Here is a 24,877-nt window from a genome sequence, read left to right on the forward strand (position 1 = left end):
GCGCCCGGGACGGTGCGGCAAGGGTGGCGCATGGAGAAGAGCATGGGCGAATATGACTATATCGTCATCGGAGCGGGGAGTGCCGGATGCGTTCTCGCCAACCGCCTTTCGAAAGATCCGAACAACCGCGTGCTGCTTCTGGAAGCGGGCGGCAACGACAATTACCACTGGATCCACATTCCGGTCGGTTATCTCTATTGCATCAACAATCCGCGCACCGACTGGTGTTTCAAGACGGCGGAAGAGCCGGGGCTGAACGGCCGCTCGCTGATCTATCCGCGCGGCAAGGTGCTTGGCGGCTGCTCCTCCATCAACGGCATGATCTATATGCGCGGCCAGGCGCGCGATTACGATATGTGGCGGCAGCTTGGCTGCGAGGGGTGGGGGTGGAACGATATCCTGCCCTATTTCCTGAAGTCGGAAGACTTTTATCGCGGCAAAAACGAGATGCATTCCGCCGGCGGCGAATGGCGGGTGGAAAAGGCGCGGGTGCGCTGGGATGTGCTGGATGCTTTCCAGAAGGCGGCGGGCGAAGCCGGCATTCCCGCGACCGATGATTTCAACCGGGGGGACAATGAAGGCGCCGGTTATTTCGACGTCAACCAGCGGGCTGGCTGGCGCTGGAACACGGCGAAAGCCTTCCTGAAACCGGCGCTCGGCCGCAAGAACCTGACGGTTCTGACCAAGGCCCATGTCAAGCGCCTCATCATCGAAGAAGGCCGTGTCACCGGCGTCGAGTTTCACCATGATGGCGTCTTGAAAAAGATGCGGGCGCGGCGCGAGACGGTGCTGTCCGCCGGTGCCATCGGCTCGCCGCATATTCTGGAGCTTTCCGGCGTCGGCCGTGGCGATGTGTTGCAGGCGGCCGGTATCGACACGGTGGCGGAGGTTCAGGGTGTGGGCGAGAACCTGCAGGACCATCTGCAGCTGCGCATGGTCTATAAGGTCTCCGGCGTCCTGACGCTGAATGAAAGGGCCTCCACCCTGTTCGGCAAGGCTAGGATCGGCCTCGAATATGCGCTGACGCGCTCCGGGCCGATGTCGATGGCGCCGAGCCAGCTTGGTGTTTTCACCCGATCTTCGCCGGAAAAGGAAACCGCCGATCTGGAGTATCATGTCCAGCCGGTTTCGCTCGACAAGTTCGGCGATCCGGTTCACACTTTTCCGGCCATTACCGCAAGCGTCTGCAATTTGCGGCCGGAAAGCCGGGGCTCAGTGCATGTGAAAGGACCGGATTTCGCCATGCAGCCGGAAATCCGCCCGAACTATCTTTCCACCGAAGGCGACCGCCAGGTGGCCATCGACGCCATGCGGCTGACGCGCCGCATCGTCGCCCAGCCGGCCTTCGCGCGCTTCAAGCCGCAGGAATACAAGCCGGGTCCCTCCTTTGAGAACGACAATGATCTTGCAAAGGCGGCGGGCGATATCGGCACCACCATCTTCCACCCTGTCGGCACGCTGCGCATGGGGTCGGATATGGAAAGCGTGGTCGATGCGCGGCTGAAATTCCGCCGGCTCGCCGGGCTGCGCGTCGCCGATGCATCGGTGATGCCGCGCATCACATCCGGAAATACCAATTCCCCAACGATCATGATTGCCGAAAAGGCCGCCGACATGATCCTTGCGGATAATCGCTGAAAGGAGCGCTCCGATGAAGACCGTCGCTTTTATCGGGCTGGGACATATGGGCCTGCCCATGGCCGCCAATCTCGTCAAGGCCGGATATGCCGTCAGGGGTCACGATCTTTCCGAAGCCTGCCGCGCGGCGGCGAAAGAGGCGGGCATTCCCGTAGCGGCGGATTCCGCCGAGGCTATCGAAGCGGCTGAGGTGATCATCACCATGCTGCCGAAGGGCGAACATGTCGTGTCGGTCTATGGCGATCTGGTTCGGAAAATCCCTGCTGGAACGCTTCTCATCGATTGCTCGACGGTGGATATGGAAAGTGCCCTGAAGGCACATGAGCTGGCCGCTTCCGCCGGTTGCCCATCGGTGGATGCCCCCGTTTCCGGCGGAACGGGCGGGGCTGCGGCGGGCACCCTGACCTTCATGTGCGGCGGCGAAGCGGAGGCTTTCTCTGCGGCAAAGCCGGTGCTGGAGGCGATGGGCAAGAAGATCGTGCATTGCGGCAAGGGCGGTAACGGCCAGGCGGCCAAGATCTGCAACAACATGATCCTTGGCATTTCCATGATCGCCGTTTCTGAAGCCTTCGTGCTGGGAGAAAAGCTGGGTCTTTCGCATCAGGCGCTGTTCGATGTCGCCTCCACCTCTTCCGGGCAATGCTGGTCGCTCACCACGTATTGCCCGGTGCCGGGCCCGGTGCCGACATCGCCCGCCAACAAGGATTACCAGCCCGGATTTGCGGCGGCCCTGATGCTGAAGGATCTGAAGCTTTCGCAGGAGGCCGCGAATGGAGCCGGGGCTTCCACTCCGCTCGGTGCGGCAGCGGCGGCGCTTTATGAGAACTTCGTCGATGAGGGGAGCGGCGGACGCGATTTTTCCGCCATCGTCGAAATGCTGCGCGGGGGCGAAGCATGACGGACGCCGCGCCATCCGACATCTTATGGGTGCCGCCGGAGGAGAGGCTGGAGCGCTCGGCGCTTTTCGCCTTCGCGACGAAAACCGCAAAGCTGCACGGGCAGGCCGCCGGTGACTATGCCGGCCTGCTGCGCTGGTCCATCAACGCGCCGGATGAATTTTACGATGCGCTGTGGGACGAACTCGGCATTATCGGCACGCGCGGCGATACGGCATTCAAGCCCGGCAAGACCATACGGGAGGCCGAGTTTTATCCGGGTGCAAGACTTAATTATGCCGAAAACCTGCTGCGCGATGCCGATGAGCGGCTGGCGATCATCGCCCATCGCGACGATGGCACAAGGCGCGAGATTACCCGCAGAGAGCTTTACGACGAAGTGTCCCGCATGGTGCAGGCGCTTGCCCATGCGGGTGTGAGCGAAGGCGACCGCGTCGGGGCCATCGTCACCCATGATGTCGAGGCGATTGTCAGCTATCTGGCCGCGAGCGCCATCGGGGCGATCTGGTCCTCCTGCTCGCCGGATTTCGGCCCGGCGGGAGCCTCCGACCGCCTGTCGCAGATCGGTCCGAAAATCCTCATCGCCGTGCCGGAATATGGTTATGCCGGCAAACGCATCGATGTCGGCCCGACCATCCGCGCCGTCGCGGAAAGTGCGGCTCCTGAAAGGATCGTGCTGATCGGCGATGCCGTGCCCGCAAGCCTTGCCGATCTCGGCTGCGTGACGCTTACGGATTTCGTCGCGCCTTATGCGGCGGGCGAGATCGCCTTCAACCGTCTGCCCGTCAAGGCGCCGCTGGCGATCCTTTATTCCTCGGGCACCACCGGCAAGCCGAAATGCATCACCCATTCCGGCGGCGGGTTGCTTCTTCAGCACATGAAGGAACTGAAGCTGCAATGCGATATTCAGGAAGGGGAGCGCTTTTTCTATTTCACCACCTGCGGCTGGATGATGTGGAACTGGCAGGTCTCCGGTCTGGCGCTTGGCGCTACGCTCGTCACCTATGACGGCAATCCCGGTTATCCAACATCCGCGCGGCTAATCGATCTCATCGACGCCGAACGGATCGCCACTTTCGGCACGTCGGCGAAGTTTATCGACGCCTGCCTGAAGGCCGGGCTGAAGCCGCGCGAAAGCCACGATCTTTCATCGCTCAGCACGATCCTTTCGACAGGCTCGCCGCTCATCCCGCAATCCTTCGATTATATCTATCGCGACTGGAAGGCCGACGTACACCTCGCCTCCATTTCCGGCGGTACTGACATCTGCGCCTGTTTCCTCGGCGGCAACCCTTTGCAGCCGGTGCATCGCGGCGAATTGCAGGGTGCGATGCTCGGCATGGATATCGACACGCTCGACGATGAGGGCCGTTCCGTTCGTGGCGTTGCCGGCGAACTCGTCTGCCGCAATGCGCATCTGTCCATGCCGGTGAAGTTCTGGGGCGATGAGGACGGTTCGCGCTATCAGGCCGCCTATTTCGACCGGTTTCCGGGCATCTGGGCGCATGGCGATTTTGCCGAAATGCGCCCCTCCGGCGGTTATGTCATCCATGGCCGTTCGGATACGACGCTCAATCCCGGCGGGGTTCGCATCGGGACTGCGGAAATCTACCGGCAGGTGGAGACCGTGCCTGAAGTCGAAGAGGCCATTGCCGTGGGGCAGGATATCGACGGTGACCAGCGGGTCATCCTCTTCCTGCGCATGAAGGGCGGTGCAACCCTGACGGAAGAGCTGGAAAAGACCATCCGCAGCCGCATCCGTTCGGGTGCGACGCCGCGGCATGTGCCGGCAAGGATCATTGCCGTCAGCGCCATTCCCCGCACGCGTTCGGGCAAGATTTCCGAAATCGCGGTGCGCGACACCATCCATGGCCGGCCGGTGAAGAATGCCGATGCGCTCGCCAATCCCGAAGCGCTCGAACTTTTCCGCAACCTGCCGCAGCTGAAGGACTAGGCCGATGGAGGATCAACCGAAAACCGTGCTCGTCACGGGTTCCACCAGCGGCATCGGGCTCGCCATCGCCAAGCGTTTCGCCGAGGCGGGGTATCTGGTCGCGGTGCATGGCATAGAGACGACGGAGGAGGCGACGCAGGCGCTGGAGGCGGTCGCGAAGGTGGCGCGGCACAGGCCGGTCTATTTTGCCGCCAACCTCGCCAATTATGATGAAAGCGCCCATCTGCCGGAAACCGTCATTGCCGAATTCGGTCATATCGACGTCCTCGTCAACAATGCCGGCATTCAGAAGGTCGCGCCGATCGACGAGTTCGATTTCGCCGATTTTTCCCGCATCGTTGCCATCTCGCTCGACAGCACGTTTCACACCATCCATGCGGCCCTGCCGGGCATGAAGGAAAGAGGCTGGGGCCGCATCGTCAACATCGCTTCCGCGCACGGCCTGCGCGCTTCGCCCTTCAAGGGGCCTTATGTGGCGACCAAACATGCGGTGGTGGGCCTGACGAAAAGCGTGGCGCTGGAGGTGGCCGAACTCGGCATCACCTGCAACGCCATCTGCCCCGGTTATGTTTGGACGCCGCTTGTCGCCGCCCAGGTTGCCGATCAGGCGCGCGTGCATGGCATGAGCGAGGAGGAGGTGGTGAAGAAGGTGATGCTTGCGCCGCAGCCGACCAGGCGGTTTGTGCAACCGGAAGAAGTGGCGGAAATGGCGCTTTATCTCTCCGGCGATATGGCCCGCTCCATCACCGGCACCACCATTTCCATCGATGGCGGCTGGACCGCGAAATAATTTTCGCATATCCAACGCTGCGCTGGCGCTTCGATACGCAGGCCGCTGGAATGGGGTTGAAACTAATCCTTTTCCGCGTCTGGAACAAAACCCTGACCCCAATGATTAGATCAACAGGGTTACAGGGAGTGAACGACATGGCCAGAGAAAATGCCAGCTATCTCGACGGTCGGGATGCGCCGAAAAGCGAAACGGCAACGCGCGCGCGGCAGGGGGCGCGCGGCCGTCCCGTGCTTGTCATTCTGATCGTCAGCGTGCTTCTTGCATTGGTGGTTTGGGCCGTTGTCGAATATTCGGTTTTCGAACCCGACGAGAACCTGCCGCAGAACCCGCAGACCGAGACTGCGCCCGTGCCGCAGCAGCCGTCCGGATCCGGAAGCTTCGACAACAATCCGGCGAATGGCCGCGCCCAGCCGCCGTCATCGACAGAGACAAATCCCGTGCCGCAGGATTCGACCGGAGCACCGCAAAACCCGTGACCACCATGGCGTGAAGTTTTTTCGCGCCGATGATAATTTTCATGGAACCAGATCGCGCCCGATTTCATTTCACGCAAAGTGACAGGAATCGGGGGTTTCATTCATGGCAGTCACCGTCACTGCAGTTGTTCTCACGCTGATCGGTCTTGCGCTGTTCGGTTTCGGCTCTCAGCTCGTCATGCTGGGCGGGAGCTTTTATTACGTGCTTTCCGGACTGGCCTTTCTTTTGACGGCCATTCTGCTGTTCAAGCGCAATCGTGCAGCCCTTCACGTTTATGCCGTCTTCATTGTCGCGACGCTCGCCTGGGCCGTCTGGGAAGTCGGTTTCGACTGGTGGCAGCTTGGCCCGCGCGGCGGCATCATCATTCTCATCGGCCTCTGGCTTCTGGTTCCCTGGGTCAGAAAGCCGCTCGGTTTTTCGAGCCCGACCGGGCTTAGCTACGGGCCGAATGCCTGGCCGCTTGCGCTGTCCGTCCTCGCCTCCATCATCGTGGCCGGATATTCCATGGCGCAGGATCCGCACGATACGGCAGGTTTCCTGCCTCAGGAAACGGCCTCTGCCACGCCCGCCTATGGCGGCAATGTGCCTGACGGTGACTGGCATCAATATGGCCGCACGCCCTATGGCCAGCGTTATTCGCCGCTGACCCAGGTCAATGTCGACAACGTCTCGCAGCTCAAGGAAGCCTGGCGTTACCAGACGGGCGATGTGAAGCTGCCCGATGATGTGGGGGAAACCACCTATCAGGTGACGCCGCTGAAGATCGGCAACACGCTTTATATCTGCACGCCGCATAATTGGGTGATTGCCATCGATGCCGCCACCGGCAAGGAAAAGTGGAAATACGACCCGAATGTCGGTCTCAATCCGGATCGCCAGCACCAGACATGCCGCGGCGTTTCCTATTATGCCGAGCCGAATGCCGCTCAAGGTACGGCCTGCGCCGAGCGCGTCTACCTGCCGACCTCGGATGCGCGGCTGATCGCGCTTGACGCCGCCACCGGTCAGGTCTGCACGTCCTTTGCCGATCAGGGTGTGCTGCATCTCGAGCAGGGCATGAAATACAATCCTGCCGGTTACTATTATTCGACCTCGCCGCCCGTCATCGTGGCGGGCAAGATCATCATCGGCGGTGCCGTGAACGACAACTATTCCACGCAGGAACAGTCCGGCGTCATTCGTTCTTTCGATGTGAACAGCGGCGCGCTCGTCTGGAACTGGGATTCCGGTAACCCGGCGAAAACCGAACCGATTTCGGCGGGTGAAACCTACACCACCAATTCTCCGAATAGCTGGTCGGTCTTCAGTTACGATGAAGGCCTCGGCCTCGTTTATATCCCGCTCGGCAATCAGGTGCCGGATCAGCTCGGCATGGGCCGCAGCGAGAATGTGGAGAAATATTCCTCCTCCATCGTCGCGCTGGATATAAACACCGGCAAGGATCGCTGGGTGCGCCAGACGGTTCATCACGATCTCTGGGACATGGACGTGCCGGCCCAGCCGGTGCTGCTCGACATTACCAAGGATGGCCAGACCGTTCCGGCTCTCGTCGGCCCCACCAAGCAGGGCGATATCTACGTTCTCGACCGGCGCACCGGCGAGCCGCTTCTGCCGATCACCGAAGAGCCCGCGCCGGGCGGCGCCATCCCGGAGGACTTCACCTCTCCGACGCAGCCGACAACGGCCTTGTCCTTCAAGCCGGAGCCCTTGCAGGAAAAGGACATGTGGGGCGTCTCCATGTTCGATCAGCTCGCCTGCCGCATTCGCTTCCATCAGCTGAACTACAAGGGCCGCTACACGCCGCCTTCGCTGACCGGTTCGATCATCTATCCCGGCAATTTCGGTACGTTCAACTGGGGCAGCGTGGCGGTCGATCCCGAGCGTCAGGTGATGTTCGGCATGCCGACCTATCTCGCCTTCACCTCGCGGCTGGTGCCGCGCGCCGATATTCCGCCGAAGGGTCAAGACGAAAAGGGTAGCGAACAGGGCCTCAACCGCAATGACGGCGCGCCCTATGGCGTGTTCATGGGCCCGTTCCTCGGCCCGCTGAAAATCCCCTGCCAGGCCCCGCCGTGGGGTTACGTCGCGGGGGCTGATCTCCGCACCGGCGATATCGCCTACAAGCACAAGAACGGCACGGTCCATGACATGACGCCGCTGCCGCTGCCCTTCAAGGTGGGTGTGCCGGGCATTGGCGGGCCGATGATCACCAAGGGCGGCGTCGCCTTCCTCGGTGCGGCCGTCGACAACTACCTGCGCGCCTATGACCTGACGACCGGCAAGCAGCTTTGGGAAGCGCGCCTGCCGGCCGGCGGCCAGGCAACGCCGATGACCTATGCGCTGGATGGCGGCAAGCAATATGTGGTGATGGTTGCGGGTGGCCACGGCTCCGTCGGAACCAAGCCGGGCGATTATGTGATCGCCTATACCCTGCCGTAACTTCCGCAGGTTTCAAGACACTAAAAAAACCGGAATGGTCGCCCATTCCGGTTTTTTGTTGGTGTCGCAGACAGCCTCATGCCGCCTTTTTCTGGGCTGCCGCATTGATCGAAGTCTTGGCGAGCGAAGTCAGCGCGTCATCGGTCTTGGACTCTTCCTTCAGCGTGGCGTCCAGCAGGGAAACGACATTGCCGTGTCCAAGCTTTTCCGCCCAGGCTTTCAACGTGCCGTAGCGGGCGATCTCGTAATGCTCGACCGCCTGCGCCGACGAGATGAGGCCGGCATCGAGAGCCGCGGTGCCCTTGAAATCGTCGATGATCTCCTCACCTTCGGCAATGATGCCCTGGATAGCTTCGCAGGTCTTGCCCTGCGCCCGCCTGCCGATGATCTCGAACACTTCCTGCAGGCGTTCGATGTGTCCCTGCGTTTCTTCCTTGTGTTTTTCAAAGGCCTGTTTCAGCTTCGGATCGGTCGCCGCCCGCGCCATTTTCGGCAGGGCTTTCAGGATCTGCCTCTCGGCGTAGTAGATATCCTTCAGCGTATCGTAAAACAGGTCGTCGAGTTTCTTCTCGGCCATTGTTCCTTCTCCCATGTGTGAAAATGCATGACGTGCGCCCATGCGCACGGGAGACAAACCCTTTGCTGCGCCCATGGTTCCGGCTCGGTTGCGCGCAACGTTTATATTGCCGCGCGGAACCAACGCGCCTCTGCGAACTTAGTGTGAAGAAATTTCGGGAGGAGACGCGACAGTGCCCCAGAGCCTTGCAGAAGAATTTTCCATGAATATTTCCATCCCCTTCGAGGTGCTGCTGGTGCGTGTATTCGGCGCGGTCATCCTGTGCGGCCTGATCGGTCTGGAACGTGAGTTTCACAAGAACACGGCTGGCCTGCGCACCAACATGCTGATCGGCCTCGCCGCCGTCACCTTCTGCGTCATCACCATTCACATGATGGAGACGATGGCGGAAGGCCATGAGGCCGCGCGGCTCGACCCCATCCGGCTGGTGGAGGCCGTGACGGCGGGCATCGCCTTTCTCGCGGCGGGTGTGGTCGTTTATACCAGAGGCGATGTCAAAGGCCTGACGACGGGCGCCAGCATGTGGCTTTCGGCGGCAATCGGCCTGTCGGCTGGCCTTGGCATGTGGCCGCTTGCCCTTCTTGCTTCTGTAATGGGCATTGTCGTCCTGTGGACGCTGCGCCGCATACAGGTGGCGGCGGGCATCAAGGAGGAATGAACGACGTCAGCCGAAGCGGAAAAGATCGGCGTCGGGATCCTTGCCGCCATTGACGGCGGCGGCCACGATTTCAGCGGCGATCTGGCTGAAAGTGATGCCGTTGCCACCGAAACCCATCACGGCATAGACGTTGTTCATTCCGGGCACAGCGCCAATCAGCGGCAGGCCGGTGGTGGTCGTGCCGAAGGCCGCCGCCCAGCGATATTCCGGCTTTCCCATATCGATGCCGAGAAGCTTTTCGATCTTGCGGCGGATCGTCTCCGCCTTGGCGGCGAGCTTGCGCTCCGACTGGTAGGCGGTCGGGTTTTCCTCGTCCTCGCCTCCGGCGATCATCCGCCCCTCGCGGTCGGTGCGCAGGTAGAGATAGGGATCGGATGCCTCCCAGACAATATGGTTCTCCAGCCAGTCGGGTAGGTCTAGCCCCTTTCTGCTCGCCAGCGCCCAGGTGGAAATAATCTGGTGTTTCGGGCTCTCCAGCATTTTCAGGAATTCATAGCCGGTGCAGAAAACGACATTGCGCGCTGAAAGAATTTTGCCGCCGGCGGTGGCAAGGACAACCCCATCGCCGAGGTTCCTGAGATCGGTGATCTCAAGCTGGGAGACGATTTCTGCGCCGGCGACCGTCGTGTGGCGCAGCAGGCCGGCCGTCAGCTGCGCGGGATTGGCGGAGGCCGAAATATCGCTGAGGATAGCCCCGGTCCGGTGCAAGCCGTATTGCTCTCTCAGTTCCGCAGCGGTGAGAAAGCGGGCCTCGATGCCCGCTTCTTTGCGGGCATCCGCTTCGGCCTTTAACGCGCGCGATCCCATTTCGTCTCCAGCCAGATAAAGGGCCTGTTTGCGCCTCATGCTGCAGGAAATGCCGAGCGAAGAAACGATTTCCTCCAGCCGCAGGACGGCGCGGGCGGAACGCTGCCATGCCCTGTCAGCCGCGTGCCTGCCGATCATCTTTCGAAGCTGCGTCAGCGGCGTGTCGATTTCGTGCTGGATCATCGCGGTGCTGGCGACGCTGCTGCCCATGACCGGCTCGCGCCGGTCGACGATCAGCATGGATTGACCCGGCCGTTGCAGGGCGTGGGACACCAGCGCGCCGCTGATGCCGGCGCCGACGACGATCGTGTCGTAACGGTCGGCCTCCGGCGTGTGCCTGCTGCGGACGCCAATGCGCGGCGTATCCGCCCACACGGGCTTTGAATCCCTGAGGTCGCGTTCTTTCGTCAGTTCCGATGTCGGCATGAAATCATCCTGAAAGGTGTCACGGCTCGGTATAGCCGGCGACATTGATGGTGAGCGTTGCGCTGCGGGGATCGTTGCGGAAGAAAAGCGTGCCGGTGTCGCGAGACTCCGAGGCGACGTAATCGAATGTCACATCGGCGCTCTCCAGCGTTGCGCCGTTTTGCTGCAGGTCGCCGCGCACCTGCACCTGCGCCGCCGTCGTCATGGACAGGTTGCGGATATCGAACCGCACCCGGTATTGCCCGGCCTGCGCCTCCACGCCGGTAACGGCGATTTCGAAACGGGCATCCTCCGGCCTGTAGCGATAAATGTCATAACCGATCCAGCCGAGCATGGCGGCGACAAGAAGCGTGCAGATGGCGCCCGTCAGCCATTCCACCCAATGAGGCTCGGGGCTTTCCGTATGTTTGCGGCCCTTGGATATCGTCATCTTGTCCTCACAGGATCAACCGGGCGGAGGCCGCGCCGATCGAGGCGGGAACGCCGAGAATGACGGCGGCATTCATGATCTGCGACAGCGAGGTGTGGTCGAGGCGCTCGAAGGTCCAGAGCGTATAGATGCTGATGGCGATGGCGATGACATAGCCGGGCAGGGTGAAGCGGATGAAGGATTGCCACCACTTCTGCCCTTCGTGAAGCTGGTGCGAACCCTTGAAGTGAAGCGCGTAGACAAAGCCATGCATGATGGCGACCGACAGCAGGCAAAGCGCCAGAATGTGATAGGGCGTCACCTTATAGGCGATCAGGATCATTTCTTCCGTCGGCGCGACATTGAGGCTGAGGAAAAGCGCGCCGACCACCATCATGAACAGTTCGTGCAGATAACCCGTCTCGCCGGAATATTCGCCCTCCTCTTCATCCTCCGCGTCGGAATGCTGACCGAGCTGGCTGCGCCCAAGCAGTGCGCCGATGCTGGCTGGAACGGATTGCAGCGCAATCTTGGCGACGATATTGGAGGCGGTGATCTGGTCGTTCAGAATGCCGAACAGCAGCAGCACGGCGGCGCTGACGGCGATGCCCAGCCCATAGGCCATTATCGCGTCGCGCAGCGCCTGGCTCCAGGAGTGAACATTTTCGAAACCGATGCGGCGGGCGAGAAGCAACAGCAGCGGCAGGTTGAGAGTGCAGAGCAGAAGAAGCCGCCAGGAATTGACGTAAAGACCGAGAAACCACATTTCCATGGTCATCAGCATGGGCAGGGCAAACAGCAATGCACCCGCCGTGCCGCGCGCGAGGCCGATCAGAAATTGCCCGACCTCGTCATCATCCGTATCTCTTCGATTGATCGCCGCCACCATGCCGCCCCCTGTTCAAAGCGATAACGCAATGGCGTTTTTCCGGTTCCGTGGGTTTATTTCGCGGGATCGATGAGAGCGATGCCGAATTCCGGGCGATAGCTGCGCCGCAATTCCGCAGGTGTTTCGCGGATGACGACTTCCAGCGTCGGCCGCACCACCCCTTTTAGAAAATGGCCGCCCTTGGTGGAGCCATCGGCAAAGCCCAGAACCACATGCAGGTGCGGATTGGGCGTGTCGTTCTCGTCAAGGGTGATATCGCCGAGCAGGCTCAGAACCTCGCTCTGGTCGGTGACCGGTATTTCCTTATAGTCCTGCGTCGAAAGATCGAAAAAGGCGAGTGTTGCCGTGGCGAAGGCGCCTATCGCGCTCACCGAGGCGGCGTTGATGTTCTCGGCCTTGGCAAAGCGCCTGATGGCCTCGAAGGCTTCTTCCTCGGGATCGATGACGAGGATGAAGGTACGCTCCGCGCCGCTTGCCAGCAATCTGCTTTTCATGTCTTCCTCCCAAATAGAAGTGCCGCCGGAAAACCGGCGGCACGGGAATAGGGTGCGTGTCTTAAGCGGCGCGGCGTTCGTGGCGGCCTTCCTCGACCTCTTCCACGATCTTGGCGACGAAGGCATCGAGATCGTCAGGGCTGCGGGAGGTAATGATCCCCTTGTCGGTCACCACCTTTTCATCCTTCCAGTTGGCGCCGGCGTTCTTGAGGTCAGTCTTAATCGACCAATAGGAGGTGGCGTCGCGGCCACGCAGGGCGTCGGCTTCGACAAGCAGCCATGGCGCGTGGCAGATGGCGGCCACCACCTTGCCGGATTTGATGAAATCGCGCACCACCCGCATCGCATCCTCGTCATGGCGCAGAACGTCCGGATTGATCTGGCCGCCGGGAAGAACCAGCGCGTCAAAATCTTCCGTTTTTACGGCCTGGGCGGGAATATCGACGGCGATGCTGTCGCCCCAGTTCTTCTTGTCCCAGCTCCTGATCTCGCCCTCCTTGATGGAGGCGATCTTGACGTCCGCACCTTTGGCCTTCAGCCGGTCATAGGGCACGCGCAATTCGGAACGCTCATAGCCGTCCGTTGCGAGAATGAGGATTTTTGCAGCGTTGATGGCAGTCATACCTGTCTCCTTCTGGGTTCACTTGCCCTTGTCGGAATTCATGGAGGGCAGGAAAAATTCCACGTCCTTGAGGCGCTCCGCGTCGAGATTTTCGATGTGCGTTTGCCAGAACCGTTCGGCTTCCGCCGGTTCGTGCTGCCATTGGCGCACGAAGGTCTTGTTGTCGTCGATCATCACCTGACGCGTGCCGCCGAGACGCAAATATTCTTCCGCAAGTTTGCGTGTTTCGGTCTTTTCCATGTCGCGGCTCCTTGTGCGTGGAAAGCGGGAACGGAGGGGTGCCGGATGGGTAAGAAGCTCGGCTGCCATTTCGTTGGCCACCGGGAGAAAACGGAAAAATCCCGATGTTCTTCAGCGCCATCGCGTCCGCTTGACACGGCAGCCCCTCCTGCTGGAACAACGTGGGCTTTCCGGTAAGGTTCCGCAGTTTTTTCCGGCGGCGTCGTTGCCGAAGCCGAGTGTATCGCGCGCAATTTTTTACCGGAACAAACGGGCATGTCCCGCTGTTTTATCCCCGATGCAGGGGAGGCAGCATGGCAGCCAGACAGAGTGACGGCGAATACTACGGTAACAACGAAAACAAGGGTTTCTGGTCGATCGATTTCGGCAATTCACCGGTTATCGGCACGGCCATTCACGACGGTCATCGCATTAGACCGAACATATCCGGGCTCATCGCCCTTTCCCCGGAACAGCGGCTGCGGGAGGAAGACCCTTTCACCGGTGAGATGGTCGCGGGATTGACGAACCGTCTCGTCGTTCACCATTCGCGTTTCGAAATCGATCTCAACCGTGCGGCCGATCAGGCGATCTATCTGAAGCCGGAACAATCCTGGGGGCTTGAGGTCTGGAAAGAGGAGCCGGCGCGGGAAGCCATCCGGCAATCGCTCGATTTTCACGCCGACTATTATGCGATGCTGGAGACCGTGCTCTCTGCAATCGAGAGGCGGCACGGTGCTTTCGTGGTGCTGGATGTACACAGCTATAATCATCGCCGGCAGGGCGCCGCCGCGCCACCGACGGCGCAGGCGGAAGCGCCTGATATCAATATCGGCACCTTTTCCATGGATCGTAGCCGCTGGGGCGATATCGTGAGCGCGGTCGGGCACCATTTCGCGTCAGCGACCATCGGCGGACGCCGCCTCGATGTTCGCGAGAACGTGGCGTTCCAGGGCAAGGGGGAGCAGACCCGTTTCATCCATGAAAGGTTCGCCGAAAATGGCTGCGCCATCGCAATCGAGTTCAAGAAATTCTTCATGGACGAGTGGACGGGAAAGCCGGATGCGCGTGTGGTGGCGGATATTCGCCAAGCGATCGCAACACTCCAGCCGGTGCTCGAAGAGTGCCTGAGGTCGCGGCGATGAACCTCTCCTCCGCCCGCAGCGCACCGTCTCCCATCGCCGATCTGGTCGATGACGTCGTGTCCTGCCTCGAGGCCGGCAAGGCCATCCGCCGCGATGTCGGCAAAGATGGCCGTCTGCATATCGACCGGCCGCTGCCGTTCCTCTGCCTGCATCTGACGGGCGGCACGAAAAATCTCGCCGCCCGCGATATCGCCGCTGCCCATGCCTCCTATCTGATCGCGTCGACCATTCAGGAGGCCGCGCCGCTGATTGAGGCCGTTGGCACGGTTATGCGGCAGCGTTTCGGTGCTTTCATGGTCCTCGATATCGGCGAGCTGGAGCATGACATCCTGCTGGCAGACGATTCGCCTTTCCTGCCGCACTATGAGGTTTCAGTCTCGGCGACAGCTGAGCCAGAAACGCAGAATGCCCGCCGGGTCTTCATCAAGGCGGTTTGTGAAGCCGAGGTACGCTTTCGCACGCCGCGCATCACCCGGCCGGAACCGGATGCCGATCCGGTTCAGCGCTTCAAGAAAGCGGGCCTCGATTTTCCCTGTATCGGCGTGCGTTTTGCGCCTATCTACCGCCAGCCGGAATCCGGTGCGGATTATCCGGGCCTGCGGGTGACGATGATCGCCGATCTTTTCGATGCCGGCTTGCAGGCTTTTTCATCCTTCGCTTCGGGCAAGGACGCGCTCAAGGTTACCAGCCATCGGGCGCTGGGGCGCAAGGCCTTCGTCGATGCCGTCAGGCGCGCCGACCGGTCCGTCGACGATATTGTTTCATCCTTCGATTTTCTGCTTTCCGTCACGCCCATCAATGCCCGCCGAGCCTTCGAGGAATTTCGCGATGGCGGCTTTCAGTTCGCGCCGCGCCTGCTCTACCGGCCGCTCGGCGTCGATGTCGAGGAGCAGAAACGCAAGCTTTATTCCGTTGTTTTCGATCATCTGGAAGACCCGGTGCTTTATAATCTCTACCGGGAGAAACAGCAGGAGATCGATCTGCAGCTGACGATGCTCGCCAATCTGCACCATCGCACCTTCACCGATTTTTCACGCGCCCTTTATGGCGCTGTCGAACCGGCCCTCCTTCAGCTGGCGCTGCGGGTGCTTGCGGATTGCCCGCGCGGGGAGGAAAGCAGCGAAATCGCCATGGTCGATTGTTACGCGGTCGCCAAGAAGTCGCGGGAGATGGTCGAGACCTATCTTGCGGAAGACCCGGAATTCAAGGCGCGCGTCGAGATCCGCGACGACCTGCCGCCGGGCCTGATGGTGACGGGCGAGAAGCTCTTGATTTCCCGCCACACCGTCATGGAGCAGCGCCGTGTCGAGGCGCTGCTGTCGCATGAGATCGGCGTGCATCTTCTCACCTATTTCAACGGCTCGTTTCAGGGGCTGCGGCTCTTCCGCACCGGCCTTTCCGGGTATGAGGGCGTGCAGGAAGGGCTGGCGGTGCTGGCGGAACATCTGGCCGGCGGCATGACGCGCGAGCGCCTGCGGCTGATCGCCGGTCGCGTTATCGGCTGCGCCGCCATGCTGGATGGGGCAAGCTTCGTGGAGACCTTCCGCACCATGACCCGCGATCACGGTTTCGATGAAGCCGGGGCCTTCAACATGGTGCTGCGCATCTATCGCGGCGGCGGTCTTTCCAAGGACGCGATTTATCTGCGCGGGCTGGCGGAGGTGCTGGACCATCTGCGCAGGGGCGGAGCGCTCGATCCGTTTTGGATGGGCAAGATCGCCGCCGCCCATTTTCCGGTGATGCAGGAGCTCGCCCTGCGCGGCCTGCTTCGCCCGCCGGGCGTCAGGCCCGCATTCCTGCTGCCCGCCAAGGCCAATGAACGGCTGGAAAAAATACGGGCGGGATTATCCATTGCCGAACTGGCGACATTATAGGAGGGGCTTCATGCGTATCGCATTTTTCGTCAATTCCATCGAAACCGAGGGACCGAACTACGCGACCGGCCTGCTTGCCATGGCCGCGCTCAATCGCGGCCATGAGGTGGTCTATCTGACGCCCGGCGATTTCACGCTGCGCTCGGATGACAGTTTGACCATTCACGCCACCGTGCTGCCGAAGGGTAAAGTCAAGAAAGGCGAGACGTTCCATTCCACGCTGCAGGACAAGGCGCTGGAACGGCGGACCATGGATGTGGAGGAAATCGATGCGCTGATGCTGCGCAGCGACCCCTCGCTCGACCAGACCACACGGCCATGGGCGGTGCATGCCGGCATCCTGTTCGGGCGGCTTGCCGAACAGCGCGGCGTCGTGGTTCTGAACGATCCCGAAGGTCTGGCGCTCGCGCAGAACAAGCTCTATTTCCAGAGCTTTCCCGAAATCGTCCGCCCGACCACGATCATTTCGCGCAATGTCGAGGAAATACGCGCCTTTGCCGACGCGCATCCAAAGGGCGTCATCGTCAAGCCGCTGCAGGGATCCGGCGGCAAGAACGTCTTCAAGATCGGCTCCAGCAAGGAGACCAATCTCAACCAGATTTTCGAGGCTGTCAGCCTTGAGGGTTATCTGATCGCGCAGGCCTATCTGCCAGCCGCCAAGGATGGCGATATTCGTTTCTTCATGATGAATGGCCGCCCGCTGATGCGTGAAGGCAAATATGCCGCCCTTCGCCGCGTGCCCGCCAAGGGCGACCTGCGCTCCAATATCCATGCCCATGGCACGGCGGAAGCCGTGAAGGTGACGGATGAGATCGTGGCGCTTGCCGAAATGGTGCGGCCGAAGCTGGTGGAGGACGGCATGTTCCTCGTCGGGCTCGATATCGTCGGGGACAAGATACTGGAGGTGAACGTGTTTTCGCCGGGCGGGCTTTCCAATATCCGCGATCTCACGGAGATGAATTTCAGCGACACGATCATCGAGGCCGTGGAAACCAAGATCACCATGCAGAGCGCTTCCGGCGGCACCATCTCCAATCGCCTGCTGGCGACGCTGTGAGGTTATTCCCGTAATTCGGCGGGATGCATCTCGCGATACCAGGCGACGAGGGCCTTGATCCCCTCTTCGACCGGGGTTTGCGGCACGTAACCGGTCAATGCCTTCAGAAGATCGGGCGAGGCGAAGGTGCGGGGAACATCGCCCTGCTGCATCGGCAGCATGTTGCGGATCGCGGGTTTCCCGACCGCCTTTTCGACCGTTTCGACGAAATGCATCAGCTCCACCGGCTGGCCGCCGCCGATATTGACCACGCGGAAGGGCGCGTGGTGCGAGAGCGTGTCGGTGACACCTTCCTGCGTGACGCGGTTTTCCTCGGACGGGATGATCGCGCTCAACCGGACGATGCCCTCCACCAGATCGTCGATATAGGTGAAATCGCGGCTCATATTGCCTTGCCCGTAAATATCGATCGGCCGGCCGTTGGAAACGGCGTCGACGAATTTGATCGGCGCCATGTCCGGCCGTCCCCACGGGCCATAGACCGTGAAGAAACGGAAGGCGGTGGTGGGCAGCTTGTGCAGATGGGCATAGCTATGCGCCATCAGCTCCATCGATTTTTTGGTGGCGGCGTAAAGCGTCATCGGCTCGTCGGCCTTGTCGCTTTCCGCGAAGGGTATTTTTTCGTTGGCGCCGTAGATGGAGGAGGTCGATGCCAGCATCAGGTGCTTGACCTCAAGGCTTCTCGCGAGCTCCAGCATGTTGAATGAGCCGATGAGATTGGAATCGATATAGGCGCGCGGATTTTCAAGGCTGTAACGGACGCCTGCCTGTGCGGCGAGGTGGATGATGATCTCCGGTTCGGCGGCCTCAGCCGCGCGCTTCAGCGCATCCGTATCTTCCAGCATGCCGATTTCGGCCCGGAAACCGTTGGAGCGGGAAAGGATGGCGTGGCGTTTTTCCTTGAGGCTGACATCGTAATATTTCGTCATGCCGTCGAAGCCGGTCACGAAATGGCCGGCGTCCAACAGTCGCTTCGCAACATAAAAACCGATGAAGCCAGCCGTGCCGGTAACCAGATAACGCATGATGATTATATCCCGAATTCGTTGGTGCGTTTGCGGTCTGACCGAAGCGCAGAAAACCTTTTAATGAAATGGCGAAAACGAAACCTCTATGCGCCCTTGTCGGAACCGCCTTCGTGCGGACGGCCGACTGCGGCATAGATAAAGCCATGCGCGGCGACCTCATCCGTGCGGTAGATATTGCGCAGGTCCACCAGAACAGGGGTTTTCATGATCGCTTTCAGGCGCGGCAGGTCGAGCGCGCGGAACTGGTTCCATTCCGTCACGATCACCACGGCGTCGGCATCTTCCGCCGCCTCGTAGGGGCCGGCCGCATAGTCGATGTCTTCCATCAGATGGCGGGCATTCGCCATGCCTTCCGGATCGTAACCCACCACTTTCGCGCCGCCGTCCTGCAGGGTCTGGATGATGGCGATTGCCGGGCTGTCGCGCATGTCGTCGGTATTCGGTTTAAAGGTGAGGCCAAGCACAGCGATCTTCTTGCCGCGCACATCGCCGCCCACCGCGTTGATGACTTTGCGGCCCATGGCGCGTTTGCGGTTGTCGTTAATGGCGATGGTGGTCTCGATCAGCCGCACCGGCGCATCATAGTCCTGCGCGGTCTTGGCGAGCGCCAGCGTATCCTTCGGGAAACAGGAACCGCCATAACCGGGACCGGCATGCAGGAATTTCGGGCCGATGCGGCCATCGAGACCGATGCCGCGCGAGACATCCTGCACATTGGCGCCGACCTTTTCGCAGAGGTCAGCCATCTCGTTGATGAAGGTGATCTTCATCGCCAGAAAGGCGTTGGCGGCATATTTGATGAGTTCGGAAGCGCGCCTTGTGGTGAAAAGCAGCGGCGACTGATTGAGATAAAGCGGGCGGTAAACCTCGGTCATGACGGGGCGGGCGCGCTCATCCGAAAGGCCGACGACGATGCGGTCCGGCCGCTTGAAATCCTCGATGGCGGCGCCTTCGCGCAGGAATTCCGGGTTGGAGACGACGGCGAAATCGGCCGAGGGGTTTTCCTCGTGGATGATACGCTCCACCTCGTCGCCGGTGCCGACGGGAACGGTGGATTTGGTGACGATCACCGTGAAGCCGTCAAGCGCATGGGCGATCTCTTTCGCCGCCGCATAGACATAACCGAGATCCGCATGGCCATCGCCGCGCCGCGACGGCGTGCCGACCGCGATGAAGACGACATCGGCATTGGCAACGGCTGCGGAAAGATCGGTGGTGAAGCTCAACCGCCCGGCCTTGGCATTGTTGGCGACGATGGTCTCCAGGCCCGGCTCGAAGATCGGGATATGGCCGTTTTTCAGGGCTTCGATCTTCTCCGGCATCTTGTCGACGCAGACCACGTCATGGCCGAAATCCGCAAAACACGCGCCGGACACGAGGCCGACATAACCCGAACCGATCATCACAATCCGCATTCTTTTTCCTTTCGGTTAGCGAGGCCATGTTAACGCGGCAATACCAGCCGGGGAAATCGGCGGGTGAAAATCGCATGATAATATTTAGCCGCCTTCATGCCCGTCGCCAAGCGCCACGATCAACACCGGCTAACCTCTTTCCATGACGGGGATGTGATGGCCATGGCGGGACAAATTTGCCGCACCTTGCAGCCATTTGCACTGGCCGGGTCCAATCGGGCAATTTTACTTCTTTTGCGGCTTGCACTCATAGGTAGCCGGGTCTAGCCATAGGACTGAGGATCAAATCTGCCAGACTGTCTGTCCCTTCAAGGGGCGTCCGGGTCGCGTTCCACGCGGCCGGGGTATGCTTTGCATTGCGGTCGGTGTTTGGGGACGTTCAAATGCAAAAGGGTTTTCTGCTCGGTCTGTTCGCTTATGCGACCTTTTCCATGGGCGATGCCACCATCAAGTCGCTTGGATCGCAGATCAGCGTTTTCGAAATCGGCTTCTTCAGCATTCTATTTTCCGGCATTTTCATTTTCTTCAGCAAGCCGCGCGAGGAAAGGTGGCGTGAATTCTGGCGCATGAGCCGGCCCTTCGCCGTGCACGGGCGCGCCATCTCCGGCCTTTTCGCGGGTATTTTCGGCATCTACGCCTTCACCACCATTCCGCTGGCGGAAGCCTATGCGCTGATCTTCCTGTCGCCGCTCTTCGTGACCGTGCTTTCCGCCGTGGTGCTGAAGGAGAATATCGGTCCATGGCGCTGGGCGGCGGTTCTGGCCGGCATCGTCGGCGTGATCCTCGTCGTGCGGCCGGGCTTCAAGACGCTGGAACTCGGGCATTTCGCCGCCATCGGCGTTGCGTTCCTCGCGGCAATGACCATCGTTTTGCTGCGCTCGCTTGCGGGCAAGGAAAAGCGCACCTCGATCATGGGCGTGCTCCTGATTTATGGCCTCACCTTCAACGGTATTGCCTCCATCCCCGAATTCGTCATGCCCAACCTGCACCAGCTATTGGCTTTCGCCTTCATCGGCCTTTGCACGGCAACGGGGCAGATCACCCTTCTGGTCGCAACCCGCATCGCGCCAGCAAGCCAGATCGCGCCGTCGCATTATTCGCAAATCCTCTGGGCCGTGGCGATCGGCATGGCTTTTTTCCACGAATATCCGGATGCGGTCGCCGTGCTTGGTCTGGCCGTCATCGCCGCATCGGGACTGCTGACGATGATCCGCGAAAAGGTGAGGCTCGGCACCGTGCGCTGGAACCCGTTTTTCCGCAATCGGCTTTGAACTCACTCTTGATCGGAAACAGTGCGTCAACCGAAGCGCGGCTTGTGAAGCGGCGGCAACCCGGCCCATAAGGCTTTCATCTTTAGATGAACGGAGAGCCGCAAATGCTCGTGGATGGAAAATGGACCGCCGAATGGCATCCGGTGCAGGCAACCGACAAGAAAGGCGGCTTCGTTCGCCAGACCTCCGGTTTCCGCAACTGGGTGACGCCTGATGGTTCGGCAGGGCCGACGGGCGAGGGCGGTTTTACGGCCGAAAGCGGCCGTTATCATCTTTACGTCGCGCTGATCTGCCCCTGGGCATCGCGCACGCTGATCGGCCGAAAGCTGAAGAAGCTGGAAGAGGTGATTTCCGTTTCCGTGGTTGAGCCGGCGCTTTCCGACGAGGGCTGGAAATTCGGCGGCTATCCGGGTTCGGATCGCGATACGCTCAACGGCTTCACCTATATGCATGAGGTCTATACCAGCGCGGATCCGCACTATACCGGCCGCGCCACCGTGCCCGTGCTTTGGGACAAAAAGACGAAAACCATCGTCAATAACGAATCCGCCGATATTCTGCGCATGCTGAATTCCGGTTTCGGCGCTCTGGCCGATAATAGCGTGGACCTGTATCCGGAACGTCTGCGCGATGAGATCGACGCTCTCAATGACCGCATCTATCCACGCCTCAACAACGGCGTTTACAGAACCGGTTTCGCCACCACGCAGATCGCCTATGAAGAGGCCTTCGCCGATGTGTTCGCAACGCTTCAGGAGCTCGAAAGCCGCCTCGTTTCAGGCGGACCTTTCCTGTTCGGCGATCTGCTGACCGAAACGGATGTCCGGCTTTTCGTGACGCTGGTGCGTTTCGATGCCGCCTATTACGGCCTGTTCAAATGCAATCTTCGCCGTATCGCCGATTACCCCGCGCTGCAGGCCTATATGATGCGGGTGCTGAACGTTCAGGGCGTGCGCGATACGGTCAATATCGACCATATCAAGCGCGGTTATTATTCCATCAAGGCGCTCAATCCGACCCGCATCGTGCCCGTCGGCCCCGATCTTCCGGGACTTGATGATGTTTCCCTCCGCCCTTCGAACTGAGCGGATGACGGATTACACCGGCTTGCCGACCTGATCGAGCAACCAGCCCTGAAAGGCGCGGGCCAGCGCATTGTCCTGCCGCCCTTCCGGCAGGGCGACGTAATAGCTCTTGTCGGTCTGCAGGGGAATGTCGAAGACGATTTCGAGGCGGCCGGAGGCAAGTTCCGCCTCGATGAGATATTTCGGCAGAAGGGCAAAGCCGATGCCGCTTGCGGCGGCCTCGATGATCATCGAGAATTGGTCGAAACGGCTTCCCTGATAGGCATTCTCCGCCGTCACCCCGTTCATCTCCAGCCATTCCGTCCATAGTTTCGGCCGCGTCGTCACATGCAGGAGCGGCTGCCCGGTCAGATCCTGCGGCTGGTTCACGCCGGCGCGGCGCACAAGGGCGGGGCTTGCTACCGGCACGATCACCTCGTTGCACAAAAATGTGCAGGTGCCATGCGCCCAGACCGGCTGGCCGTAGTGAATGGCGAGATCGAAACCTTCCTCGTCGAAGTCGAAGGGATGCGAGCGCGAGCCGATGGTGATCGTCATATCAGGATTGGCGTCGATAAAGCGGTGGAGGCGCGGCATCAGCCAGCGGCTGCCGAATGTCGGCAATGTCGCGACGGAAAGCGATGCATGTGAAGTTCCGGCTGAAACCGCGCGCACCATCAGCTGTTCGGATTGCTGCAGCAGGCGCCGCACATCCGGCAGGAATTTACGCCCCGCTTCGGAAAGCACGACCCGCCTGCGGATGCGCTCGAAAAGCTGCATTCCGGTCTGCGCTTCCAGTTCGCCGATCTGTCGGCTCACCGCGCTCTGCGTAAGGTTGAGTTCTTCCGCTGCACGCGTAAAATTGCCGTGCCGTGCCGCGCATTCGAACGCTTGCAGGGTAACGATGTCAGGAACCAGTCTTCTGCGCGGATCCATTCCATTCTCGCATCAACTTACCCGCTTTCCTCATTGGAAAAGGGTCATTATGGCCATATATGATTACGGGAAAGAATGGAACGGTGCAAAACACCAGTTTCACATAACGAATGGCAAATTCGGGGAAAGAAGAGTGACGGGAGTTGAAAGCGCCGTATCGAAACGGCCTTTCCTCCCCTTTTAAGCCAAAAGGACGATGGACATGGATGCGACCACGAAGCTCGACGTGAAACAGGAAGCTGCGGCCCTGCTCGACAGGATGGGCGTTGCCCGCGATCTCTATACCGGCGGCGATATGGCCTCCTTCAGCCCGGTGACGGGTGAACAGGTCGCGAATCTCAAGACCGTTTCGGTCGCGGGTGTCGCAGCCGTGATCGACCGGGCCGATGCCGCCTTCAAGGCATGGCGCAATGTGCCGGCGCCCCGTCGCGGTGAACTGATCCGGCTGCTTGGCGAAGAGCTGCGCGCCTTCAAGGCCGATCTCGGCCGTCTTGTCTCGCTGGAAGCGGGCAAGGTTCCCTCCGAGGGCCTCGGCGAAGTGCAGGAAATGATCGATATCTGCGATTTCGCGGTCGGTCTTTCCCGCCAGCTTTATGGTCTCACCATCGCCACCGAACGCCCCGGCCACCGCATGATGGAAACCTGGCATCCGCTCGGCGTTGTCGGTGTCATCTCCGCCTTCAACTTCCCGGTTGCGGTGTGGTCGTGGAATGCGGCGCTCGCCATCGTCTGCGGCAATTCGGTGGTCTGGAAGCCTTCGGAAAAGACGCCGCTCACGGCGCTTGCCGTTCAGGGCATCTTCGAGCGCGCCGCCGCCCGCTTCGGCGATGCGCCGGAAGGTCTCTCGCAGCTTCTGATCGGCGACCGCGCCGTGGGTGAAGCTCTGGTGGACAATCCCAAGGTGCCGCTCGTTTCGGCCACCGGCTCCACCCGCATGGGCCGCGATGTCGGCCCGCGTCTGGCGAAACGCTTCGCCCGCGCCATTCTGGAACTGGGCGGCAACAATGCCGGTATCGTCTGCCCTTCCGCCGATCTCGACATGGCGCTGCGCGCCATCGCCTTCGGCGCCATGGGCACGGCCGGCCAGCGCTGCACCACGCTTCGCCGTCTCTTCGTGCATGACAGCGTCTATGACCAGCTCGTGCCGCGCCTGAAAAAGGCCTATGCCTCCGTTTCCGTCGGCAACCCGCTGGAAACATCGGCCCTCGTCGGCCCGCTGGTCGACAAGGCGGCTTTCGACGGCATGCAGAAGGCCCTCGAAGCGGCGAAAGCCCATGATGGCGTGGTGAATGGCGGCGGCCGCGTGGATACGGGTGCGCCGGATGCTTATTACGTCAAGCCGGCGCTTGTCGAAATGCCGAAGCAGGCGGGACCGGTGCTGGAAGAGACTTTCGCGCCGATCCTCTACGTCATGAAATACAGCGACCTCGATCAGGCGATAGACGACCATAACGCCGTCGCTGCTGGTCTTTCCTCATCGATCTTCACCCGCGACATGCAGGAATCGGAACGGTTCCTGTCGTCGGAAGGCTCCGATTGCGGCATTGCCAACGTCAATATCGGCACCTCGGGTGCGGAAATCGGCGGCGCTTTCGGCGGTGAGAAGGAAACCGGCGGCGGCCGTGAATCCGGTTCGGATGCGTGGAAGGCCTATATGCGCCGCGCCACCAACACCATCAACTACTCCAAGGCGCTGCCTTTGGCGCAGGGCGTTTCCTTCGATATCGAATAATCGCTTCCATAGAGAAATTGATCCATCATGCCGGCGCGGTTCCATCCGCGCCGGCAT

The 24,877-nt window shown here is 60.8% G+C and carries 23 protein-coding genes; 13 read left to right on the plus strand and 10 right to left on the minus strand.

The features are described 5' to 3' along the window. Nucleotides 1-42 precede the first annotated feature (42 nt). The 6 genes from ACQZ5N_RS19670 (at nt 43) to ACQZ5N_RS19695 (ending at nt 8,197) form a co-directional block, all read left to right on the plus strand. Nucleotides 43-1,638, plus strand: a complete 1,596-nt coding sequence (locus ACQZ5N_RS19670) for a GMC family oxidoreductase (protein ID WP_003522498.1) — start codon at nt 43-45, stop codon at nt 1,636-1,638. 13 nt (nt 1,639-1,651) lie between these two features. Continuing rightward, on the plus strand, nt 1,652-2,536 hold the full coding sequence (gene mmsB / locus ACQZ5N_RS19675; protein WP_448733863.1) for a 3-hydroxyisobutyrate dehydrogenase: 885 nt from the start codon (nt 1,652-1,654) through the stop codon (nt 2,534-2,536). Then, nucleotides 2,533-4,488: an acetoacetate--CoA ligase gene (locus tag ACQZ5N_RS19680; protein WP_448733864.1), complete on the plus strand. Its 1,956-nt coding sequence runs from the start codon at nt 2,533-2,535 to the stop codon at nt 4,486-4,488. Before mmsB ends, ACQZ5N_RS19680 begins: the two co-directional genes overlap by 4 nt. 4 nt (nt 4,489-4,492) lie before the next feature. Further along, nucleotides 4,493-5,278 (plus strand): 3-hydroxybutyrate dehydrogenase, encoded by a 786-nt coding sequence (locus tag ACQZ5N_RS19685; RefSeq protein WP_448733865.1) that lies wholly within the window; start codon nt 4,493-4,495, stop codon nt 5,276-5,278. 137 nt (nt 5,279-5,415) lie between these two features. Continuing rightward, the gene (locus tag ACQZ5N_RS19690) at nt 5,416-5,757 is read left to right on the plus strand and encodes a hypothetical protein (protein WP_448733866.1); all 342 of its coding nucleotides are present in this window, start codon (nt 5,416-5,418) and stop codon (nt 5,755-5,757) included. A 103-nt stretch (nt 5,758-5,860) separates the two neighbouring features. Then, on the plus strand, nt 5,861-8,197 hold the full coding sequence (locus tag ACQZ5N_RS19695; RefSeq protein ID WP_448733867.1) for a glucose/quinate/shikimate family membrane-bound PQQ-dependent dehydrogenase: 2,337 nt from the start codon (nt 5,861-5,863) through the stop codon (nt 8,195-8,197). Nucleotides 8,198-8,273: 76 nt separating this feature from the next. Here ACQZ5N_RS19695 and ACQZ5N_RS19700 read toward each other — a convergent pair whose 3' ends face one another. After that, complete coding sequence (locus ACQZ5N_RS19700; RefSeq protein WP_020811535.1) at nt 8,274-8,774, minus strand: YciE/YciF ferroxidase family protein; 501 nt, start codon at nt 8,772-8,774, stop codon at nt 8,274-8,276. Nucleotides 8,775-8,946: 172 nt separating this feature from the next. Between ACQZ5N_RS19700 and ACQZ5N_RS19705 the strand changes: the two genes are divergently transcribed. Further along, nucleotides 8,947-9,432 carry an MgtC/SapB family protein gene (locus tag ACQZ5N_RS19705; protein WP_059756862.1) on the plus strand — a complete coding sequence of 162 codons (486 nt, stop codon included), beginning with the start codon at nt 8,947-8,949 and terminating at the stop codon, nt 9,430-9,432. A 6-nt stretch (nt 9,433-9,438) separates the two neighbouring features. Here the strand turns inward: ACQZ5N_RS19705 and ACQZ5N_RS19710 are convergent, their stop codons facing one another. From ACQZ5N_RS19710 to ACQZ5N_RS19735, 6 genes are all read right to left on the minus strand, one after another. After that, the gene (locus tag ACQZ5N_RS19710; protein ID WP_448733868.1) at nt 9,439-10,665 is read right to left on the minus strand and encodes an NAD(P)/FAD-dependent oxidoreductase; all 1,227 of its coding nucleotides are present in this window, start codon (nt 10,663-10,665) and stop codon (nt 9,439-9,441) included. Nucleotides 10,666-10,684: 19 nt separating this feature from the next. Then, on the minus strand, nt 10,685-11,095 hold the full coding sequence (locus ACQZ5N_RS19715) for a TIGR02588 family protein (protein WP_059756861.1): 411 nt from the start codon (nt 11,093-11,095) through the stop codon (nt 10,685-10,687). A gap of 7 nt (nt 11,096-11,102) precedes the next feature. After that, on the minus strand, nt 11,103-11,963 hold the full coding sequence (locus ACQZ5N_RS19720) for a TIGR02587 family membrane protein (protein WP_448733869.1): 861 nt from the start codon (nt 11,961-11,963) through the stop codon (nt 11,103-11,105). 53 nt (nt 11,964-12,016) lie between these two features. Next, complete coding sequence (locus ACQZ5N_RS19725; protein WP_448733870.1) at nt 12,017-12,457, minus strand: PPC domain-containing DNA-binding protein; 441 nt, start codon at nt 12,455-12,457, stop codon at nt 12,017-12,019. Between the two features lie 61 nt (nt 12,458-12,518). Further along, entirely contained in the window at nt 12,519-13,079 is a 561-nt protein-coding gene (locus ACQZ5N_RS19730; RefSeq protein ID WP_425645465.1) for a type 1 glutamine amidotransferase domain-containing protein, read from the minus strand. An 18-nt stretch (nt 13,080-13,097) separates the two neighbouring features. Then, a complete protein-coding gene (locus tag ACQZ5N_RS19735) occupies nt 13,098-13,319 on the minus strand; it encodes a hypothetical protein (protein WP_020811542.1) in 222 nt (73 codons plus the stop codon). A 293-nt stretch (nt 13,320-13,612) separates the two neighbouring features. Here ACQZ5N_RS19735 and ACQZ5N_RS19740 point away from each other — a divergent pair, with 293 nt between their 5' ends. The 3 genes from ACQZ5N_RS19740 to ACQZ5N_RS19750 are packed head-to-tail and all read left to right on the plus strand — an operon-like array spanning nt 13,613 to nt 17,374. After that, on the plus strand, nt 13,613-14,443 hold the full coding sequence (locus ACQZ5N_RS19740) for an N-formylglutamate amidohydrolase (RefSeq protein WP_448733871.1): 831 nt from the start codon (nt 13,613-13,615) through the stop codon (nt 14,441-14,443). After that, complete coding sequence (locus tag ACQZ5N_RS19745) at nt 14,440-16,317, plus strand: flavohemoglobin expression-modulating QEGLA motif protein (protein ID WP_448733889.1); 1,878 nt, start codon at nt 14,440-14,442, stop codon at nt 16,315-16,317. The genes ACQZ5N_RS19740 and ACQZ5N_RS19745 overlap by 4 nt, the downstream gene beginning before the upstream one ends. Before the next feature lie 10 nt (nt 16,318-16,327). Further along, nucleotides 16,328-17,374: a glutathione synthase gene (locus ACQZ5N_RS19750; protein ID WP_448733872.1), complete on the plus strand. Its 1,047-nt coding sequence runs from the start codon at nt 16,328-16,330 to the stop codon at nt 17,372-17,374. Nucleotides 17,375-17,376: 2 nt separating this feature from the next. Here ACQZ5N_RS19750 and ACQZ5N_RS19755 read toward each other — a convergent pair whose 3' ends face one another. Continuing rightward, nucleotides 17,377-18,399, minus strand: a complete 1,023-nt coding sequence (locus tag ACQZ5N_RS19755; protein WP_448733873.1) for an NAD-dependent epimerase — start codon at nt 18,397-18,399, stop codon at nt 17,377-17,379. 86 nt (nt 18,400-18,485) lie between these two features. Beyond that, nucleotides 18,486-19,817: a UDP-glucose dehydrogenase family protein gene (locus ACQZ5N_RS19760; protein ID WP_448733874.1), complete on the minus strand. Its 1,332-nt coding sequence runs from the start codon at nt 19,815-19,817 to the stop codon at nt 18,486-18,488. Nucleotides 19,818-20,200: 383 nt separating this feature from the next. On the opposite strand from ACQZ5N_RS19760, the gene ACQZ5N_RS19765 reads away from it, so the two are divergent. Together ACQZ5N_RS19765 and ACQZ5N_RS19770 are read left to right on the plus strand one after the other, a co-directional pair. After that, nucleotides 20,201-21,088, plus strand: coding sequence for a DMT family transporter (locus ACQZ5N_RS19765; protein ID WP_003522518.1), 888 nt, complete (start codon nt 20,201-20,203; stop codon nt 21,086-21,088). A gap of 104 nt (nt 21,089-21,192) precedes the next feature. Next, nucleotides 21,193-22,173 (plus strand): glutathione S-transferase family protein, encoded by a 981-nt coding sequence (locus ACQZ5N_RS19770; RefSeq protein WP_448733875.1) that lies wholly within the window; start codon nt 21,193-21,195, stop codon nt 22,171-22,173. A 12-nt stretch (nt 22,174-22,185) separates the two neighbouring features. Here the strand turns inward: ACQZ5N_RS19770 and ACQZ5N_RS19775 are convergent, their stop codons facing one another. After that, nucleotides 22,186-23,088, minus strand: a complete 903-nt coding sequence (locus ACQZ5N_RS19775) for a LysR family transcriptional regulator (RefSeq protein WP_448733876.1) — start codon at nt 23,086-23,088, stop codon at nt 22,186-22,188. A gap of 202 nt (nt 23,089-23,290) precedes the next feature. Here ACQZ5N_RS19775 and amaB point away from each other — a divergent pair, with 202 nt between their 5' ends. After that, nucleotides 23,291-24,820, plus strand: a complete 1,530-nt coding sequence (amaB, locus tag ACQZ5N_RS19780) for an L-piperidine-6-carboxylate dehydrogenase (protein ID WP_448733877.1) — start codon at nt 23,291-23,293, stop codon at nt 24,818-24,820. Nucleotides 24,821-24,877: the final 57 nt, after the last annotated feature.

This window comes from Agrobacterium sp. 22-221-1 (assembly GCF_053522445.1).